The 19436-nt window shown below is 72.2% G+C and carries 15 protein-coding genes and 3 pseudogenes; 4 read left to right on the plus strand and 14 right to left on the minus strand.

Annotated features, from left to right (window positions below):
* Positions 1–102 precede the first annotated feature (102 nt).
* On the minus strand, positions 103–750 hold the full coding sequence (locus ACFV0T_RS18340; RefSeq protein WP_385779724.1) for a class I SAM-dependent methyltransferase: 648 nt from the start codon (positions 748–750) through the stop codon (positions 103–105).
* Positions 751–889: 139 nt separating this feature from the next.
* Here ACFV0T_RS18340 and ACFV0T_RS18345 point away from each other — a divergent pair, with 139 nt between their 5' ends.
* Complete coding sequence (locus ACFV0T_RS18345; protein ID WP_385779726.1) at positions 890–1024, plus strand: hypothetical protein; 135 nt, start codon at positions 890–892, stop codon at positions 1022–1024.
* Positions 1025–1045: 21 nt separating this feature from the next.
* Here ACFV0T_RS18345 and ACFV0T_RS18350 read toward each other — a convergent pair whose 3' ends face one another.
* Complete coding sequence (locus tag ACFV0T_RS18350; protein ID WP_385779729.1) at positions 1046–1507, minus strand: GNAT family N-acetyltransferase; 462 nt, start codon at positions 1505–1507, stop codon at positions 1046–1048.
* 169 nt (positions 1508–1676) lie between these two features.
* On the opposite strand from ACFV0T_RS18350, the gene ACFV0T_RS18355 reads away from it, so the two are divergent.
* Complete coding sequence (locus tag ACFV0T_RS18355; RefSeq protein ID WP_385779732.1) at positions 1677–2762, plus strand: lytic polysaccharide monooxygenase; 1086 nt, start codon at positions 1677–1679, stop codon at positions 2760–2762.
* A gap of 62 nt (positions 2763–2824) precedes the next feature.
* Here the strand turns inward: ACFV0T_RS18355 and ACFV0T_RS18360 are convergent, their stop codons facing one another.
* On the minus strand, positions 2825–3685 hold the full coding sequence (locus tag ACFV0T_RS18360) for an esterase/lipase family protein (RefSeq protein ID WP_385779735.1): 861 nt from the start codon (positions 3683–3685) through the stop codon (positions 2825–2827).
* 178 nt (positions 3686–3863) lie between these two features.
* Positions 3864–4281, minus strand: a pseudogene (locus tag ACFV0T_RS18365) (MarR family winged helix-turn-helix transcriptional regulator).
* On the opposite strand from ACFV0T_RS18365, the pseudogene ACFV0T_RS18370 reads away from it, so the two are divergent.
* A pseudogene (locus ACFV0T_RS18370) lies at positions 4262–4396 on the plus strand (cupin domain-containing protein); the annotation flags it as partial. The pseudogenes ACFV0T_RS18365 and ACFV0T_RS18370 overlap by 20 nt on opposite strands.
* 16 nt (positions 4397–4412) lie before the next feature.
* On the opposite strand, the gene ACFV0T_RS18375 reads toward ACFV0T_RS18370, so the two are convergent.
* From ACFV0T_RS18375 to ACFV0T_RS18420, 10 genes and pseudogenes are all read right to left on the minus strand, one after another.
* Complete coding sequence (locus ACFV0T_RS18375; RefSeq protein WP_385779738.1) at positions 4413–5387, minus strand: hypothetical protein; 975 nt, start codon at positions 5385–5387, stop codon at positions 4413–4415.
* Complete coding sequence (locus tag ACFV0T_RS18380) at positions 5384–8857, minus strand: DNA polymerase III subunit alpha (protein ID WP_385779742.1); 3474 nt, start codon at positions 8855–8857, stop codon at positions 5384–5386. The genes ACFV0T_RS18375 and ACFV0T_RS18380 overlap by 4 nt, the downstream gene beginning before the upstream one ends.
* Before the next feature lie 232 nt (positions 8858–9089).
* A complete protein-coding gene (locus ACFV0T_RS18385; RefSeq protein WP_385779744.1) occupies positions 9090–10172 on the minus strand; it encodes a S1 family peptidase in 1083 nt (360 codons plus the stop codon).
* A gap of 233 nt (positions 10173–10405) precedes the next feature.
* Positions 10406–11377 carry a slipin family protein gene (locus ACFV0T_RS18390; protein ID WP_385779870.1) on the minus strand — a complete coding sequence of 324 codons (972 nt, stop codon included), beginning with the start codon at positions 11375–11377 and terminating at the stop codon, positions 10406–10408.
* A 159-nt stretch (positions 11378–11536) separates the two neighbouring features.
* Positions 11537–12433 carry a S1 family peptidase gene (locus ACFV0T_RS18395; protein WP_385779747.1) on the minus strand — a complete coding sequence of 299 codons (897 nt, stop codon included), beginning with the start codon at positions 12431–12433 and terminating at the stop codon, positions 11537–11539.
* A 208-nt stretch (positions 12434–12641) separates the two neighbouring features.
* Positions 12642–13424: a DUF1684 domain-containing protein gene (locus ACFV0T_RS18400; protein ID WP_385779873.1), complete on the minus strand. Its 783-nt coding sequence runs from the start codon at positions 13422–13424 to the stop codon at positions 12642–12644.
* 57 nt (positions 13425–13481) lie between these two features.
* Positions 13482–14447: pseudogene (locus tag ACFV0T_RS18405) on the minus strand (LLM class flavin-dependent oxidoreductase); the annotation flags it as partial.
* 34 nt (positions 14448–14481) lie between these two features.
* Positions 14482–15243, minus strand: coding sequence for an amino acid ABC transporter ATP-binding protein (locus ACFV0T_RS18410; protein WP_385779750.1), 762 nt, complete (start codon positions 15241–15243; stop codon positions 14482–14484).
* Between the two features lie 48 nt (positions 15244–15291).
* Positions 15292–17073, minus strand: coding sequence for an FAD/NAD(P)-binding protein (locus ACFV0T_RS18415; RefSeq protein WP_385779753.1), 1782 nt, complete (start codon positions 17071–17073; stop codon positions 15292–15294).
* Positions 17070–17927 (minus strand): amino acid ABC transporter permease, encoded by an 858-nt coding sequence (locus tag ACFV0T_RS18420; protein ID WP_385779756.1) that lies wholly within the window; start codon positions 17925–17927, stop codon positions 17070–17072. Before ACFV0T_RS18420 ends, ACFV0T_RS18415 begins: the two co-directional genes overlap by 4 nt.
* Positions 17928–18415: 488 nt before the next feature.
* Between ACFV0T_RS18420 and ACFV0T_RS18425 the strand changes: the two genes are divergently transcribed.
* Positions 18416–19378, plus strand: coding sequence for an ABC transporter substrate-binding protein (locus ACFV0T_RS18425; protein ID WP_385779759.1), 963 nt, complete (start codon positions 18416–18418; stop codon positions 19376–19378).
* The last annotated feature ends 58 nt before the right edge of the window (positions 19379–19436 follow it).

Raw genomic sequence — 19436 nt, forward strand, 5'->3', positions numbered from 1 at the left:
GGGCACCCGTCGTCGAGTTCCCGTCGTCAGGTGCCTGTCCTCGAGTTCACGTCGCCGAGCTCCCGTCGTCCGGTCCCCGTCGTCCGGTCCCCGTCGTCCGGCTCAGGTCGTCGCCACCAGCGCGTACCGCTCGTCCGTCACGTCCTTTCCCCAGAGCAGCGCGTCGTCCGACAGCCGCTCCAGGCGCACCTCGTCGGCCAGCGGGGTCACCAGGGCCGTGAGCCGGGAGGCGGGTATGCCGACCGGTGCGAGCGTGCCCCACACGCCCTCGACCAGCACGAGCCGGCCTCCGGGGCGCAGCAGGTCCCGCCAGTGCCGCAGGGCTCGGCCGGGGTCGGGCAGCACCCACAGCAGGTGCCGGACGAGTACGGCGTCGAAGCGCTGCTCGCCGACCGGTGGTGCCGCCGCGTCACCGACCAGGAACACGGCGTCACGTCCGGCGAGCTTCTCGCGGGCGTGACCGACCATGGCCACGGACCGGTCGACTCCGGTCACGTGGTGTCCCTGTTCGGCCGCGAGGAGCGACAGACTGCCGGTCCCGCAGCCGAGGTCGAGCACGTCGCCCGGCCGGCCGGGCAGCCAGGCGCTCAGCCGCCGGGCCCAGGCGTCCCGCACCCGGGGGTCGCGCAGGCCGTGGTCCGGCTCGTCGTCGAACGTGGCGGCCTGCGCGTCCCAGTCCACGTCTGCCGAGGTCGGAGCGGTGTCGTCGGCGGTCTTGCCGTTCGTCCTGTCAGCTGTCCCGTCCGTCATGCCCCAAGCGTGACACCTGCCACTGACAATCGATTCGTGACTCCGGCCACTGACAGACGGCCGCCGATGAGGAACTCTCCCCGAAAGGGTCTACCTCCGTGACAACACGGAACACGGTAGACACTCGAAGGAGGCAGCCATGCGCCGCGTGACAGTGCAGAAGCCCCTGAGAAAGTCGGACAGCCGCCGGGTCCGCGAGGACGCCGAGCAGCGCCCCACCGGACGGCCGGAGATCCGCAAGGACATCGCACGGACCTGGTGGCCGGACGGCTGACCGGACCGGCCCCCGCGTCGGTCAGACCAGTCGCCTGCGGTAGTGGACGCGGTCGTAGGGCCCGTCGACGCGGTGTTCCACGACCTCGTATCCGTACTTCGGGTAGATCTCGCGGTTCTCCCACATCATCGCGTTCGTGTAGAGCCTGATCTCGGGCAGGCCGAGCGCACGCGCGTGTGCGTCCACGAACTCCAGCAGCCGCCGTCCCACCCCCGTGCCGTGCGCGTCCGGGTGGACGGCGATGCTGTCGAGGAAGAGATGGTCCTCGTACGCCTCCAGCACGACGAGGCCGATCACCGCACCGGTCCCGGGCTCCGTGGTGACGAACACGCGCCCCGCGGCCACGTTCGCCGCGTGATCCGCCGTCATGGGCTGCGGCACCACGCCGATGCGCTCGATGTAGGGGTGGTACGCGGCGTCGGTGACGGCCCGCACGGCCGGCACGTCGGCGGTGACGGCCGGCCGGATCCGGTCCTGTGTCATGCCGTCCACGGTACCTACCTGATCTCAGCCTGAGCACTCCCTTAAGACGGTCCTAAGGATCTCCTTCGAACGCCTCCGACAGGCGATTTCACGGTTTCTCGGGGCTAACTTGCTGAGCATCCCCCCACGGGATCCTGCCCGCCCGGAGGACCGCTCGAGGAGTTCCTGCATGCCCGCTCGCCGCAAGCTCGCCCTCGCCGCCGCGCTGGGCACGGCCCCGCTCGCCCTGACCGCGCTCGCCGCCGCGCCCGCGTCGGCGCACGGCTCGATGGGCGACCCCGTGAGCCGGGTCGCGCAGTGCTATGCGGAGGGCCCCGAGAGCCCGAAGTCGGCCGCCTGCAGGGCGGCGGTCGCGGCCGGTGGCACGCAGGCGCTCTACGACTGGAACGGCGTCCGGATCGGCGACGCGAACGGGCGGCACCGGACGCTCGTCCCGGACGGCAAGCTGTGCAGCGCGAACAACGAGGAGTTCAAGGGGCTCGACCTGGCCCGCGCCGACTGGCCGGCGACCGGCGTGCGCAGCGGCGCGTACACCTTCAAGTACCGCGTGACCGCCCCGCACAAGGGCACGTTCAAGGTCTACCTCACCCAGGCCGGCTACGACCCTACGAAGCCGCCGGCCTGGTCGGACCTGGATCTCCAGCACCCGGTGGCGACGGCCACGGACCCGGTCGCGACGAACGGCTTCTACACGTTCTCCGGCGCGCTCCCCGAGCGCTCGGGCAGGCACCTGCTGTACGCGGCCTGGCAGCGCTCGGACAGCCCGGAGGCGTTCTACTCCTGCTCGGACGTCACCTTCGGCGGCGGTTCCGGCGGTTCCGGCGGTTCCGGTGACTCTGCGGGCAGCGGCTCCGCGGGCAGCGGCTCCTTCTCGGCCCCGGCCGCCTCCGCGCCCTCCGACCAGCAGATCGAGGACGGTGCCGACAAGTCGACGGTCGAGCACCACGGCCATGGGGACGACGACGCCGGTACGTCGGCGGAACCGACCGCGGCGGCGACCACCGGGACGAACGCGGGAACGGACACGGGGACGAGCGCGACGCCGGCCGCCGAGGCGCAGACGGCGGACGCCGAGGAGGCGAGCGCCGACGCGCCGAAGGCCGCCGGTGCCACCGAGGACCTGGCCGAGACCGGCGCCGACTCCGGTACCCGGTATCTCGCCGTCGGCGGCGCGGCCGTGCTGGCCCTCGGGGCGGCGACCTTGTTCGCCTCGGTGCGGCGGCGTGCGGTGAGCGGTGGCCGGCACGGCCGCTGATCAGAACTCCGGGGCCTGACCGGCGGCTCAGGCCGGACAGGCCCCGGCGGAGCGATCGGGCGTCAGCTGAAGACGGACGCGCAGGTGGTCTGGGTGGCGTGGGCCGGGTCCAGGGCGTTCGCCACCTCGTGGAAGGCGATCCGGTCGGTCAGTCCGATGAGCGCGTGCTCGGACAGGTCGAGCGAACACAGGTCCTGGATCAGGACGTTCTTGACGTCCGACCCGCTCAGGAACTGGGTCCGGTACGGCGTGACGACCTCGTCGTACCTGGTGGCGATGACCGTGTAGTGAACGCCGGGCACGGTGTCGCCGCCCTGGTTGAGTTTGGTCATGAAGTCGGACCCGACGACCTGCTGGGCGAGTGCGGGGGTGGCCAGGTTGAGCAGGTCCTCGGCACCGGGGAAGTACGGCAGCAGTTTGGTGAACCCGCTGAGCGTGGTGCCGTGGTTGTTGGGCGCGATGCCGACCAGGGCGTTCACCTTGGCGGCTCCGCCGAGGAACTTCAGGTAGTAGCGGGGCATCATCCCGCCCTGCGAGTGGCCGACGAGGTCGGCCTTGGCGGCGCCGGTCGCGGTGAGCACCTTGTCGACGAAGGCGGACAGCTGCTCGGCCGACTTGTCGATGGGCCCGAGGGCGTGGAAGAAGGGGACGCCCGGCAACTGGCCGTAGTCGAGGGAGAAGACGCAGTAGTTGCGGTCCTCCAGGTACGGGGCGAGGGACAGCCAGTTGTCGACGGAGTTGGCGAGGGTGCCGTGGACCAGGACGACGGGGCGGGGGTGGGCGGCGGACGGCTTGCAGGAGTAGTCGTTCCAGCCGCTGGTGGGCGCGGTGGACGCGTGGGCGGCGGTGGCGGGGACGGCGGCGACCGCAGCGGTCAGCAGGAGCGCGACCAGCGGTCTGAGCGCTCGTTTCCAGGGCAGCATCGTGTGATCTCCTTGCGGCTCAAGGGGAAGTGCGACGGCCTTACGCCCTGTGATCCGGATCACGAGGATGCTGTTCATTCGTCAAGTTACGGGCGAGTAGCTGACGTGTGAAGTTACGCGTCAGTAAAAACTTCCAGTGGTAGTCAGCCGGGTCGGGCGGGACGGTACGGACAAAGCATCACCAGGCGGGCCTGATGGGACCGTAGGGCGCGATACGTGCCAAGTGGTCACGCAACACACCCACTTCACCCTCACCGATCAACTCGGCCCACCCCGCCACGGCTTCGGCCGCCGCCTCCTCCGCCGCGCGGGTGCGGGCCCGCCCTCGCTCGGTCAGCGCCATGAGCCGGGCCGCGCGTCCTCGGGGCGCGACCGCCGCTCGGCGTATCCCTTGCGCACGGTCTCGTCGACGAGCCGGCCGGCCGCCTGCTTCGTCACCCCGAGCTGGGCGGCGAGGCCGGTGACGGTCGCGCCGTCCGGGCGAGCCGCGCGAAGGCGAAGCCGTATGCGGGCCGCCTCTCGAACCCGCGGGCGGCGGCACCGTCGTTGCTGCGCCTGGTCGGATCGCCCGCGGCGGCGAGCAGGACGGTGATCACCGACCCTCGGGCGACGCTCGCCGTCGAGAACCCGGCCGACCGGACCGCGGTCTCCTGGGTCACCACCTCCATCGGGCTGGAGGCGGAACTCGCCGACGGTACGCGGATCGCCCCCGTGGACACGCCGAGCCCTACGCGGCCAGCGTCCCCGGCATCACCGCCCGCGGCCCGAACTTCGCCCGCGCGCGGTCCGCGACCTCCTCGATGCGCCGCACCTTCTCGTCGACGGGGTCGAAGGTGAGCTGGTAGGAGGCCTGTTCGGCGGGACCGAGCCCCTCCGCGCGCAGGGTGACCGCACGGACCCGGGCCCGCTGGAGACCGAGCCCCTCGTACATGTCGTACGCCGTCCTCGTCAGCGCGGCGGAGTGCGCGGTCGACTCCTTCAGGGTGCGGCTGCGGGTCGTCGAGGAGCGGTCGGCGTAGCGCACGGTGAGGGCGAGGGCGCGGCAGACCTCGTCCTGGGCGCGCAGCCGGGCGCCCAGTTCCCCGGCGGCCGAGAGCAGGGCGCGGCGGTGCCGGTCCGGGTCCAGTTCGTCGCGGGTGAAGGGGCGTTCGGCGGCGAGGGAGCGCGCGACGGCGTTCGGCACCACCCGGCCGCGGTCGACGCCGTTCGCCTTCTCGCGCAGCGCGCGGCCGGCCTTGGCGCCCACCAGGCGCTGGAGCGTGGACAGGGGGGCGGCGGCGACCCGGCCCAGGGTGTCGAGGCCGTACTCGCACAGGGTGCGGGCGGTCGCGGCACCGACGCCGGGCAGCGCGGCGACGGGCCGCTCGGCGAGGAACTCCGCGACGGCCGCCGGATCGCCGGGGACCACGCACGTCACCCCGACAGCGGCCTCGGCCAGCGCCATCCGGGCCAGCATCGGTCCCGGCCCGGCGCCGATCACACAGTCGACGCCGTAGTGGGCGAGGGCACGGACCCGGATCACCGATGCCAGTTCGACGGCATCGCGCCCGAAGTACCGTTCGGCGCCCCGCAGATCGACGAGCGCCCCGTCCGGGGGCAGCGCCTCGACGACGGGTGTGAACTCCTCCAGCAGCCCGAGCAGCCCCGGCAGGGCGGCCTCGTACATCGGCGGCAGCTGGAAACGTACGCAGAGAATGGTCATCCCGCACTCCCCGGACTCTGGTGCCACAACTTCCTTCCACCCGCCGGGCCTTCGCCCGCGGGACGCAGATCGGCCCAGGGGTGCATCTCGTACCCCGTGGACATACGGATCGTCCGGCCCGGCGCCGGACCGGCCCCCGCCTCCGCCGCCTCCGCCCCCGGAAGCACGGGGGCGGCCAGCCGCGCCGCCACCACGTCGAGGCCGCCCTCGGCGCGCAGTTCGACCAGTTCGGCGAGGTTCCAGGCGGCGGCGCCCACCACGCTGAGGCTGCGCGGGCCGCGCCGCTGCACCACTCCGCGCACCAGCAGCAGCCAGGAGTGGAAGACGGTGTGGGCGCAGGCGTCGTGGGAGTCGTCGAAGAAGGCGAGGTCGACCAGGCCCGTGCCGTCGTCCAGAGTGGTGAAGATGACCCGCTTGCCGGACCGGATCGGCGGGGTCTGGGTCGCCACCTTGGCCCCCGCGACCAGGACCGTCTCACCGTGCCGCGCCTCACGCAGCCGTCGCGCCGACACCACGCCCAGCTCGTCGAGGAACGCGCGGTGGTCGTCCATCAGGTTGCGCGAGGCGTCCATGGACAGCACACCCAGCTCGGCACTGAGCCGCTCCGCGGCGGACAGGTCGGGCAGCCCGGCCGGAGCCGTCTTCCGCCCTCCCGCCAACGGGAGCTGACCGCCCCCCGCACCCCGTCCGCCGCCCGCGCCCCGGCCGCCCCGGTGCAGCTCGGTCAGGTGCAGTTGCAGGTCACGGCGGTTGGCGCCGAACGCGTCCAGCGCGCCGACCTGGGCCAGCCGCCCGGCCAGCGGCCGGCTCGGCCGGCCCCGCTCCCAGAAGTCGAGCAGCGAGGCGTACGGCTGTCCGTCCGCGATCCGGGCCGCCTCGGCCTCGCTGATGCCGTGCACATCGGAGAGGGCCAGCCGGAGCCCCCATTCCGGAGATCCCACTGATTCAGACACCAGTTCGATACGGTGAGCGACCGCCGACCGGTTCACGTCCAGCGGCAGGATCGGCACCCCGCGCCGCCGCGCGTCCGCCAGCAGCAGCCGCTTGGGGTACATCCCGGGGTCGTGCGTGAGCAGCCCGGCGTAGAAGGCGGCCGGGTGGTGCGCCTTCAGCCACGCCGACTGGTACGTCGGTACGGCGAAGGCGACGGCGTGCGCCTTGCAGAAGCCGTAGCTGCCGAAGGCCTCGACGATCCCCCAGGTCCGCTGAATCGTTTCTGCGTCGTATCCGTTCGCCGCCGCGTGCTGCGCGAACCAGAACCGGATCCGCCCCTGCGACTCCGGATCGGACAGCCCCCGCCGCACCCGGTCCGCCTCGCCGCGTCCGCACCCGGTCATGATGTCGACGATGTCGATGATCTGCTCGTGGAAGACGACGACCCCGTACGTGTCCTTCAGCGGCTCCTCCAGGTCCGGGTGCGGATACCGGATCGGCGCCCGCCCGTGCCGCGCCTCGATGAACGGCCGCACCATGTCGGCGGCGACCGGACCGGGACGGAAGAGCGAGATGTCGACGACCAGGTCGTGGAAGGTGGCCGGCTGGAGCCGCCCGACCAGGTCCCGTTGTCCCGGCGACTCGATCTGGAAGCAGCCCAGCGTCTCGGCGGAGCGGATGAGCCGATACGTCGCCGGGTCGCCCGGCGCCACGGAGTCCAGGTCGAGCCGCTCCCCCGTCGCCCGCTCCACCTCCGCCACCGCGTGCGCCATCGCCGACTGCATCCGCACCCCGAGCACGTCGAGCTTGAGCAGCCCGAGATCCTCGACGTCGTCCTTGTCGAACTGGGACATGGGGAACCCCTCGCCGCTGGTCGGCATGACCGGCGTACGGGCCAGGAGGGAGGCGTCGGACAGGAGCACTCCGCACGGGTGCATGGCGACTCCGCGCGGGAGGGCGTCGAGGGCCTCCACCAGCTCCCACAGCCTTCCGTACTTCCGCTCCTCCCCCGCCAGCTGCCTGAGCTCGGGCAGTTCAGCCAGCGCCGCGCGGGCGTCTCGGGCGCGGATGTGCGGGAAGGACTTGGCGATGCGGTCGATCTCGGCGGGGTCCATGGACAGGGCGGCCCCGACGTCCCGGACGGCGTGCCGCACCCGGTACGTCTCCGGCATGGCGACCGTCGCGACCCGCTCGGCGCCGAAGCGGCCGATGATCGCGCGGTAGACCTCCAGGCGGCGCGCGGACTCCACGTCGATGTCGATGTCGGGCAGCACCGGCCGCCGCTTGGACAGGAAGCGCTCCATCAGCAGCCCGTGCTCGACGGGATCGGCGTGCGCGATGCCGAGGAGGTGGTTGACGAGCGAGCCCGCGCCGGAGCCGCGCGCGGCGACCCGTATCCCCATGTCCCGCACGTCGTCCACGACCTGAGCGACCGTCAGGAAGTAGGAGGCGAAACCGTGGTGCGCGATGATGTCCAGCTCCTGGTGCATCCGCTCCCAGTAGGCGTGCCGGGTGTCGTAGCCGCGCAGCACCATCCCGGCCGCCGCCCGGGAGGCGAGCGTCCGCTGGGCGGTGCGGCGGCCGGCGCCGACGAGGTGCGGCTCGGGGAAGTGGACGGTGCCGATGCCGAGGTCGTCCTCGGGGTCCACCAGGCACTCGGCGGCGGTGGCCCGGGTCTGCTCCAGCAGCCGGTGGGCGGTGTCGCGCCGGTAGCCCGCGGCCTCCACGATCCGTTCCGCCACGCCCAGCATGGCGTCGGCGTCCTTGAGCCAGGCCTCGCCGGAGTCCAGCTCCTTGGCGGGGTCGATCGGGACCAGCCGACGGGCGGCGTCCAGGACGTCGGCGACCGGGCCCTGGCCGGGGTCGGCGTACCGGACGGCGTTGCTGAGCACGGGACGTACACGCTGCTCGGCGGCGAAGCCGACGGTACGGGCGGCCAGCCGCAGGGAGCCGGGACCGGTGCCCTGACGGCCGTGCCAGACGGCCTCCAGACGCAGGGCGTCGCCGTAGATCTCGCGCCAGGGGACGAGCAGCCGGGCCGCGCGGTCCGGGCGTCCCGCGGCGAGCGCGCGGCCGACGTCGGAGGCGGGGCCGAGCAGCACGGTCAGGCCGTCGCCGTGGTTGTCGGACCGGGGCAGCAGCGGTGTCCCCTCGCCGGCCTGCGCCGCCGTGACCAGCCGGCAGAGATCGGCCCAGCCGGCCGCGCCGTCCCGGGCCAGGAAGGTGACCCTGGGTGTCGACTCGTCGATGAAGGCACCCCCGCGTACCGGGGTGCGGCGCCTTTCCGGCCGCCCGGACCCGCCCTCCCGTACCGGCCCGGACTCCTCGACCGCCAGATCCACGCCGAACAGCGGACGGACGCCCGCCTTCGCGCAGGCCTTGGCGAAGCGGACCGCGCCGGCGAGGGTGTCACGGTCGGTGAGGGCGAGGGCGTCCATGCCCCGCTCGGAGGCGCGCTCGGTCAGCCGCTCCGGGTGCGAGGCGCCGTAGCGCAGGGAGAACCCGGAGACGGTGCGCAGATGCGTGAATCCCGGCACGCGCACCTCCCGCACTCGTGAGCCCGACCAGCTCTCGAACATTAGTTCCCAACTGCCTCACCCCCACCATACCCCCATTCTCGAACATGTGTACGACGTAAACCGGATCCCCTCTCACCTGCGCAAACGTCGGGCGGGACCACCGGCCGCGCCGCCCGGACATCCGGACACGCGGAAGTCCCGCCCCTCGCGCGCGGGGCGGGACTTCCGTGGAACGGGGTGCTCGGTGCCGTCAGCCGATCTGCGCGCCGAAGGTCGACAGCGCCTCGGTGACCGGCTGGAAGAAGGTCTCGCCGCCCGCGGTGCAGTCGCCGCTGCCGCCGGAGGTGAGACCGATCGCCGCGTCGCCGTCGAAGAGCGCGCCGCCGCTGTCGCCGGGCTCGGCGCAGACGTCGGTCTGGATCAAGCCGTTGACGATGTCGCCGTTGCCGTAGTTGACGGTGGCGTCCAGGCCGGTGACCGTGCCGGAGTGCACCTGGGTCGTCGAGCCGCTGCGGGTCACCTTCTCGCCGACCGTGGCGTCGGCCGCCTTGCTGATGGCCTGCGCGGAGCCGTTGTAGAGGTCGACCTCGCTCGGGTGGTCCACCTCCGCGGTGTACTTGACCAGGCCGAAGTCGTTGTCCGGGAAGCTGGACTGCTCGTTCTGGCCGATCGTGGTGCCGCTGGAGTCCGTCCAGCTGGAGATGGCCTCCGTGCAGTGGCCCGCGGTGATGAAGTACGGCTGGCCGCCCTTGACCACGTTGAAGCCGAGCGAGCAGCGGCCGCCGGACCCGGTGATCGCGTCACCACCGGCGATGAAGGGCTTGAACTCCCCCTTGCTGCGCTTGAGTTCGGCCACCGAGCCGAGCTTGTCGACGACCTTGCCGAGCTTGGTCCACTCGGCGTCGGAGACGGTGCGGTCGGCGGTGACGACGACCTGGTTGGTGCGCGGGTCGGTCACCCAGGAGGTGCCGGGGATGGTCGCGTCGTCCTTGAGGGCCGTACGGGCGCTCTTGAGCTCGGCGAGGGAGTTCTCGACGATTCTGGCCTTGGCGCCGGCCGCCTCGACCGTCTCGGCGGCGGTCTTGTCGAGCACGTTCACCACGAGACTGCGGGTGTTCGCGTCGTAGTACGTTCCCGCCGCGTCGGTGCCGAGGTCCTTGCCGAGCGTCGAGGCGAGGTTTCCGGCCGCCACGGCCGACAGGAGCCGGGGCGTGGAGGCCTTGGCGGGCTCGCTGGCGTTCGCACTCTGGAAGGTGACTCCCGCGACGACCAGCGCGGCGATGCCCGCGCCTGCCACGGCCGCACGGCGCCTGGGTATACGTCGGTGCTTCAACTCACGTCCTCCTGTGGGGGGTCGGTCCGAGGGGTTATGGGGACCCGACGGACCGGAAGGCTGGTTGACGGGCGCTAACTCTTCCGAACCTCACAGGGGGCACACAAGGTCGACTTCAGGACGCGCGCACGGAAACCCCCGCGCGCCCCCATCACGCTGCCCGCCCCGGTCACCCCAGGCCGATTCGCACTGCAAACACTACGTGCGAGTAACTCATCAGCAGCCAGTGAGGTCTAGGCCTGTCTTGAATTCGACCCTTCGGTGTCCGCATTCAAGCGGGGCGCGGTCGACGGAAGTTGCTCCTGCACCGATTGCTGGACCGGTTGCGGCTCCGGTTGCGGCTCCGGTTGCGGAGTGACGGACTGCGGCTGCGGCTGCGGGGAAGGCTGCTGAGCGACGGGCTGCGGCTGCGCCTGCCGAGTCACGGGCTGCGGCTGCGGAGCCGGCTGCTGTGCCCTCTCCAGGAAGCGCAGCAGCTCCACCGGGAACGGCAGGACGAGCGTGGAGTTCTTCTCGGCGGCGACCGCCACCACCGTCTCCAGCAGCCGCAGTTGCAGCGCGGCGGGTGTGTCCGCCATCTGCTGCGCGGCCTCGGCGAGCTTCTTCGACGCCTGGAGCTCGGCGTCGGCGTTGATGACCCGGGCCCGCCGCTCCCGGTCGGCCTCGGCCTGCCGGGCCATGGACCGCTTCATGGTCTCGGGCAGGGACACGTCCTTGATCTCGACCCGGTCGATCGAGACACCCCACTCCACGGCGGGGCTGTCGATCATCAGCTCCAGACCCTGGTTGAGTTTCTCCCGGTTGGACAGCAGATCGTCCAGTTCGCTCTTGCCGATGATGGACCGCAGCGAGGTCTGCGCCATCTGCGCGACCGCGAACCGGTAGTCCTCGACCCGGACGACCGCCTCAGCCGGCCCGATCACCTTGAAGTAGACGACGGCGTCCACGCGCACGCTCACGTTGTCCCGGGTGATGCCCTCCTGGCCCGGCACCGGCATCGTGACGATCTGCATGTTGACCTTGCGGAGCTTGTCCACGAACGGCACGACCATCGTGAACCCGGGTCCGCGCACCTCCGGCCGGAGTCTGCCGAGCCGGAACACGACGCCCCGCTCGTACTGCTTGACGACCCGCGCGGCCGCCATCACGTACACCACTCCGGCGGACGCGAGCGTCGCTCCCGCCGCCACCAGCACCTCGACCATCACGGCCCCCAGGGTCCGACGTGGGCGTCTCGCACAGGGGAGTACCGCCTGCCGTGCGCCACTTCGACGGTAACTCCGGCACACGGACGAGGGCGAGCCCCCGCACGACAGTTGCGTGCGGGGGCTCGCCCGGTCACGCGCTGCGGACCGGACGGATCGTCAGCCGACGCTGACGCCGTAGTAGTTCAGCGCCTCGACGACCGGCTGGAAGAACGTCGTGCCGCCGGAGCTGCAGTTGCCGCTGCCGCCGGAGGTCAGACCGTAGGCCACGGAGCCCGCGTAGAGCGGACCGCCGCTGTCGCCGCCCTCGGCGCAGACCGTGGTCTGGATCATCTGGTAGACGACGTCGCCGCCACCGTAGTTGACCGTCGCGTTCAGTGCGGTGACCCGGCCGCTGTGCGTACCGGTGGTGGAGCCACGACGGTAGACGGTCGTGCCCACGCTCGGCGTGGCCGCGCTGCTGATGGTCTGGCTGCCGACCGCGCTCGGGTGCGAGGCCGAGCCGGTGTAGCGCACCAGCGCGAAGTCGTTGGTCGGGAAGCTGTAGCTGACGTTCGTGCCCAGCACCGTGCTCTGGCCGGAGTTGGAGTACCAGGTGGAGGCGACCTCGCCGCAGTGGCCGGCGGTCAGGAAGTAGTAGGTGCTCCCGCTGTGCACGTTGAAGCCGAGCGAACAGCGGTAGCCGCCGCCGTAGATGGCGTCGCCACCGGTGATCAGCCGCTTGAACTGGCCCGGGGTGTGCTTGATGGTGAGCGCGGAGGCGTTGGCGCCCGCGTCCTTCTTGATCTGCGCGATCTCGGTGTCGGAGACCGTGCTGTCGACGGTGACGACCACACGGTTCGTCTTGGCGTCGACGGCCCAGGCGGTGCCCGCGATGTCGGACTTGAGCACGGACTGGTTGACACTGCCGAGCTGGTTCGCGCTGAACGTCTGTACGTCACTCGCGTTCGCGGTGGGGACGGCGAACGCGGCCGCGGCCACGAATCCGGTCGCCACGGCGATCAGCCGGGTCCGTCTCGCGAGTCCGCTTCGAGGGGTGGTGCGCTTGATCCTCACTTTTCGTTCCCTCCCAGGGGAATTCGGGGGCCCGCGTGGGGTCGAGGCCCGTGAGGCGCAGCCAGGGGGGCCGCCCGGATTTCGAACGTTCCGTGTCCCTGACAAGCGCTGTGGGGGAGTATTCGGCCGCGCGGCCAAGAGGCGCAAGGGCGCCTTTCGGCCGTGCAGCCTTCAACTTACCGACCGACCCTGGGAGTTGTGCAGACCGTCACGCGAGGGTGCGCTCCCCCGCGGCGACGGCGACGTCCAGCCTGTTCCCGGGCGGCGGGAAGGGGCAGACGAAGTGGTCCGCGAAGGCGCACGGGGGCAGCAGCGCGCGGTTGAGGTCGACCGTCGTACGGCCCTCGGCGTCCGGTGCGGCCGGGCGCAGGAACCGGAAGCGGTAACTGCTCTCCCCGCTGGTGGCGTCGGCGAAGACCGCCCACAGCGAGCCGTCGTCCTCGACCGACACCTGGAGGGTGTGGTCCCGCCCGTCGAGGGTGAAGGCCAGTTCGCCACCGAGGCCTAGTCCGCGCTCGCGCCCGTCCGCGTTCTCGACGCGGACGACGCGGTCCTCGCCGTACGGCGTGAAGCGCCCCGGCACCGACCAGCGCGGGTCGTACGGGGTGGCCTCGATGCCGCGGAACCGGCGTCGGGTCCCGGCGTCGGGGTCGAAGTCGCGTACCCCCCAGGCCCCCTCGCGGACCAGGACGACCAGCCTGCGCGCGCCCAGCGCGACCCTGGCCGCGGCCGCCTGGCCGAGGTCGGCGGCCAGCCGTGCCTCGCCGTCGAGCGGCTTCCCGTCCACGGTCAGCCCGTCCGCCTCGGCCGCGGTGAGCACCACCACGTCACCGTCGGCCACCCAACTCCCCGGGATGTCCGGAAGTCGACCCTCCGGATAGTCGTCCAGCCAGTGGGTGCCGGCCAGCGCCAGCGACCCGTAGGGCGCCGAGACCGATGTGGTGCGGTGCTCGTGCCACTGCTTCCAGTCGCCGGATGCGTCCGTCGTCATGTGTGTCAACCCTTTCGTACCGGGTCGGGCAACCCGAGGTGTGAGCGCGGAGCGCGGCCCCGGTATTCCGTACGCGGGGCGCGGGGCCAGTCCCAGGTGCTCCCGGAGGGTGCTGCCCGGGTAGAAGGTACGGAACAGGCCGCGGTGCTGGAGCAGCGCCACCGTGCCGTTGACCAGCCGTTCCAGGTCGCGGCGCGGTGCGGCGGGGGTGAGGTGGAAGCCGTCGACCGCGCCGTCGCGGTGCCAGGCGGCGATCAGTTCCGCGAGGTCGACGGGGCCGCCGCGGTAGAGCGGGCCCCGCGTGGTCTGCCGGGGGCCGCCTCCGCCGTGGCCGGGCCGGGCCGCGTGCTCGCCGTCGCCGAGGTCGACGAGCAGGCTCGCCAGGACCCGCAGACCGTCGGGGTCGCGGCCCGACTCGGCGGCCTTCCGGCGCAGTTCGTCCCGTACGGCCCCGGCCTGGGCCGGGGTCGCGGCCCGTACCAGGGCGACATCGGCGTACCGGGCCGCGGAGTTCAGGGCGGAGTCGTCGACGGCGTCGACCACGCGCACGGGGTGGCCCCGCGGGGCCCGCGGCACGGTCGCGGGACTCCCGCCGTCCCCCGGCGGTCCCGTCACGTCGGCGAGGTCAGCGCGCTCCAGCCGCCACGCCTCGTCGGGTGCGGCGGGTTCACGGGCGAAGTCGTGGACCTGGGCCGCCGTCGTCGGAGCCTCGGTCCGCCAGCCGGCCCGGCCACGGCCCACCCGGTCGAGGGTGGCGCCGGCCGCCCCGGCCTCGAAGGGCTCGGGGTGCGTGATCGTGACGGTGAGGACGAGGCCGATGCGGCGGGTGGCGACGGCCACGCGGGACAGCACGGCGAGCGCGTCGGGCCCGAGGCGCCCACCGAAGCCGTCCAGCGTCACGAAGTCGAGGCCACCGCGCTCGGCGAGCCGCGCCAGCTCGACCTGGGTCCCGGTGTCGTGCGCCGTCGGCCGGCCGAGGGAGGCGGCCAGGTGCGGCATCCCCCGGCCGCGCGACGCGGTCACGCGGGCAGCCCATTTCCGTGGGGAGTCACCGTGCTCACAGCACCTTGGAGAGAAACGCCCGCGTCCGCTCGTGGCGGGGACGGTCCAGTACGTCGCCGGGGGCGCCCTGCTCGACGACGCGTCCGTCGTCCATGAACACGACCCGGTCGGCGACCTCGCGCGCGAAGCCGATCTCGTGGGTGACGACGATCATCGTGGTGCCCTGGTGGGCCAGGTCCCGGATGACGTCGAGGACCTCGCCGACCAGTTCGGGGTCGAGCGCGGAGGTCGGTTCGTCGAACAGCAGCAGCTTCGGCTCCAGTGCGAGCGCCCGCGCGATGGCGACCCGCTGCTGCTGTCCGCCGGAGAGCTGCCGGGGATAGGCGTCGGCCTTGTCGGCGAGCCCCACCCGCTCCAGCAGCCGGCGCGCGGTCTCCACCGCCGCCGCGCGCGGCCGCCGCAGCGCGGAGACCGGCGCCTCGATGACGTTGTCCACCACGGTGAGGTGCGGGAACAGGTTGAAGTTCTGGAAGACGAAGCCGATCCGGGTGCGCTGCCGCAGCACCTCGCGCTCGGGCAGCTCGTGCAGTGTGCCGCCGGAGCGCCGGTAACCGATGAGGGCGCCGTCCACGCTGACCGTGCCCCGGTCCACCTTCTCGAGGTGGTTGATGGTGCGCAGCAGCGTCGACTTGCCGGAGCCGGAGGGCCCGAGGACCACGGTGACCTCTCCGGTGCGCACGGCGAGGTCGATGCCCTTGAGCACCTCCAGCGGGCCGAAGCTCTTGTGCACGGACCTGATGTCGACCATGACGCTCATCGCGTGAATCCCTCGGGTGTCGGATGGGGTGCGGTGGACCGGGCCTGACTACGCGGCGGCACGACGGGCCGGGTCCCGCAGGAAGGCCAGCGCGGCCCGTGCGACGGCGTCGTTCTGCCGGAACGCGGGTCCGCCGGTGCGCGGCCGGGTGAACGCGCCGGGGGTCCGGCCGTCGGTGAAGGGGCCGAGCGCGAAACGCCGGGGGTGCGGCCGGCCCGCCCGGTCCAGCACCCTCGCGTCCACGGGGTCCACGCGCAGCAGCCCGTCGGGCGTCCCGGCGGCCCCGTCGGCGTGCAGCGCGCGCAGCAGCGGATCGCCGGCGCGCCCGAGGGTGGGCTCGGGCAGCCGCGCCTCGACCAGCGCGCGGGCCTCGACCGAGTGGCCCGGCACGGTGGCGCCGGACGCCCGGAACAGCCCGTCCTCGGCCCGGACCGTCATGTCCGCACCGACGAACCTCAGGATCCTGGCCCGGGACAGGGATCGCATCTGCCGCAGCCGGGGTCCGGGCGGCCCGGAGGCGAGGTAGCTGAAGAAGCCGTGCCACCAGGGGCCGATGTCGCCGAGCCGCACCAGCTGCCCGTAGACGGACAGCAGCCCGAGGAAGACGGACAGGTCGGCGCTGTGCGCCGGGTTGTGACGCCGTCCCAGGTCCGCGTCGATGTAGTCGCGCAGCGCTTCCTGGAGGTCCTCGTGCGTCGCGTACCGCGTACCGGCCAGCGGACGGTCGAGCGCGCCGAGATCGAGCCGGTCACGCGGGTCGGGCACGGCGGACGCCACGAGCGCCTCGCGGGCCGCGGCGTCGGCGGCCGCGTACTTCTCCTCGAAGTCGCTCCAGGCGACGGCCGTCCGCTCGGGGTGGGCCGTGAACAGCCGGTGGTAGTGCGCGAAGCCCAGCTCCTTCCCGACCAGCGGCCAGACGTCACGCCGGAAGTCGAAGCGGTCCGGCCGGGCGAGCAGCTCGTCGATCTCGGCGGGCCCCAGGAACCTTGGCAGCGGCGGCCTTTCACCGCCGAGGTCGTAGCCGATCTTCGAGTGGTACGGCACTCCGCGCCGCGATCCGACGTGCAGCACCGGCTCCCGGCCCGACGGTACATAGGTGTCCCCCTCGTACCGCCCGCCGCGCCCCTCGGTGAGCAGCACCATCAGGTCGACGAAGGCCAGTCCGAAGCCGCGCACGAGGACGTGCTCGCCGGGACGGAGCACGGACAGGTCGCTGTCGGCCGTGAAGTCCGGCGGCAGGTGCACGAGCCCGTGCTCTTCGGCGTACGACGCCAACACGCGCTGTTCGCCGTCGAGTTCGGCGTCGAGGTGGCCCAGGGCGAGCACGACGAGGTCGGCGGTGAGCGGCCGGGCGAGCCCCTCCAGCCACACCCGTTGGCGTCCCTCGCGCGGTCCGCCGATCCGCAGGGCCCGCCGCCGGTGGTGGCGGACGGTGATCTCCGGAGGCAACGCGGCGACGGCCCGGTCGTGGACCCAGCTCAGATACGCGCCTTGGAGCCGCCGGTCCGCGAAGGTGCGGCCGTCGATACCGGCCCACTCGTGCAGCGTGGGCCCCTCGCGCACGGGCCCGGCCATGGTCACCGTGTCGTCGGTGTACATGGTGACGTCCTCGGCGTGCGAGTTCATCCACAGCAGCGGCGACTGCTCCTGCCGCCAGATGCGTCCGGCGCCGGGCCGATGCGGGTCGACGAGATGGATGTCGAGGCCCGAACCGGCGTACAGCTCGGGGGCGTTGGCGGCGATCCGTTCGATGAGACCGGTCCCCCGCGGCCCGGCCCCGACGATCACCAGCGAGGGCCTGGCCGACGACGACGCCCCGGACGCGGTCATCGGGTGCGCTCCGCACCGCGCGCGTAGTGCCGCTCGACGTAGTACTGGCCGACGCTGAGCACCGAGGTGACCACGGTGTACCAGATCGTGGCCACCATCAGCAGCGGGATGACCTGGTAGGTGCGGTGGTAGACGAGCTGCACCGAGAAGAGCAGGTCCTGTACGGCGATGACGCTGACGATGGAGGTGCCCTTGAGGGTGCCGATCAGCATGTTCCCGGCCGGCGGCACGATGGAGCGCATCGCCTGCGGGAGCACGATCCGCCACCAGCGGCGCCACCTGCTCAGCCCGAGCGCCTGCGCCGCCTCGATCTGGCCGCGGTCGACGGAGAGGATGCCGCCGCGCACGACCTCGGCGGCGTAGGCGGCCTCGTGCAGGGTGAGGCCGATGACGGCGACGGTGACCGGGCCGAGCAGGTCGACGGTCCGCACGCCGAGGATCCGCGGGTACAGCGCCCCGATGTTGAACCAGAGCAGCAGCTGCACCAGGATCGGGATCGACCGGAACAGCCATACGTAGCCCCAACTCACCGCTCTGAGGACGGGGTTGGCGGACAGCCGGGCCGCGGCGAGCAGCGTGCCCAGCGCGAACCCGAGCGCCATCACGACCGCGGTCAGCCACAGCGTGAGCCACAGCCCGCGCAGTACCGCGGCCGAGGTGAAGTGGTCGGCGACGACGTCCCACTGGAACGCCTCGTTGCGCAGAACGGAGGTGACGGCCGCCCCCAGCAGGCCGAGGACGACGACTGCGGCCGTCCACTGTCCGAGACGGCGCTGCGGGACGATCCGCGGGGTGTCCGCGTGCTCCGGTGTGCCGGGTGCGGAGGAGGCTTTGGCGAGGGTGTCGGAAGACATGGGGAAGGCTCCGTGACGTAGGTCGAACACGGGTGGATGCCTTCACACGGAAGCGCCCTGCGGCGCGGTACGGCCGAGCCCCTCAGCAGGACCGTTCCCCGAGAGTACGGGGGCGTTTCCCCTCACTGTCAAGGTTGTCCACACTGTGAGCCTTGCGTCTCAGGGCAGTTGACGCGAAACCGGGGACCTGTTCCACTTGGCCCATGCATCCGCAGCAGTGGCTGGTCACCCGCTCCCACATCGACTTCGGTCGTGTGTGGTCCTGTTCCTGTTGAGCTGACCCACTGCGCGCCGTGACTCCCGCGGGCGCCTCCTAGCGTTCTCCCCCTTCGCGTTCTGCCTTCTCGCGTTCTGCCTTCTCGCGTTCTTCCTCTTCGCGTTCTCCCCCTTCGTTCTCTGCCTTCTCGCCTTCACACGCGCACCCTCCCCTCGCCCCGCGCCTCTTCCGTCGCCGTCCGCTTCGCCCTGCCCTCAGGAGACCGCACACCATGCGCCGTGCGTCCACACGTACCCGTACAGCCCTCTTCGCGCCTTTCCTCCCCGTCGCCTGCGCGACCCTGCTCCTCACCGCCTGCGGCTCGGGCGCCGGCCCCGGCAACTCCTCCGGCACGACCGCGCGGGCCGCGGTGGACTCCGGCGCCATCCCCACCACGGACGTCGTCTCCGGCGTCCACGAGGACGACACGGCCGCCGGGCTGCTGCCGTCCGGAGTGACCAGCCTGACCGTCGCCGTCGCCGTGGGCGGCACCCCGCCCGGCACCACCTACCTGGACGACGGCAGGACCCTGGTCGGCCAGGACATCGACTTCGCCAACGCCGTGGCCAAGGTCCTCGGCATCGGGCTCAAGACGGAACAGGCCGGTTTCGAGGCGATCCTGCCCGCCCTCGACAGCGGCAAGTACGACTTCGGCGTCGGCAACTTCGGGGTGACCGACGAGCGGCGCGGGTCGATCGACTTCGTCACCTACATCAACGACGGCCAGGGCTTCGCCACCCGCGCGGACAGCAAGCCGACCGAGGTGACCGACCTGAGGCAGCTGTGCGGCCTGAACATCGCCACCGGCGCCGGCACCACCTTCGAGACCACGCTGGAGAAGAACGCGCACGTCTGCGCCGACGCCGGCAAGAAGGCGTACCACGTGCAGACCTACAGCGATCCCAGCGCGATCTGGTCCTCCGTCCAACAGGGCCGCAGCGACGTCGTGATGTCCACCATCAACGGCCTCCGCTACGCCGTCGCCCACCAGCCGGGCCTGAAGTTCCTCAACGAGTACCACCGCCTGGACGTCGGCTTCGCCTTCAAGAAGGGCACGAAGCTGGCGCCGGCCTTCCAGGCCGCGGTCGACAAGCTCATCGCGGACGGCACCTACACCAAGATCCTCAAGAAGTGGGGCACGACGGGTTCGGCCATCACGAAGTCGGAGATCTCACCCCCGGAGCTGAAGGACTAGAAACCCCGCAGGGTTCTGCCGGCCCGACCGACGAGCCCGGACGCTGCGGTCACCCGAT

The sequence above is a fragment of the Streptomyces sp. NPDC059582 genome (genome assembly GCF_042735715.1).
Lineage (GTDB): Bacteria > Actinomycetota > Actinomycetes > Streptomycetales > Streptomycetaceae > Streptomyces.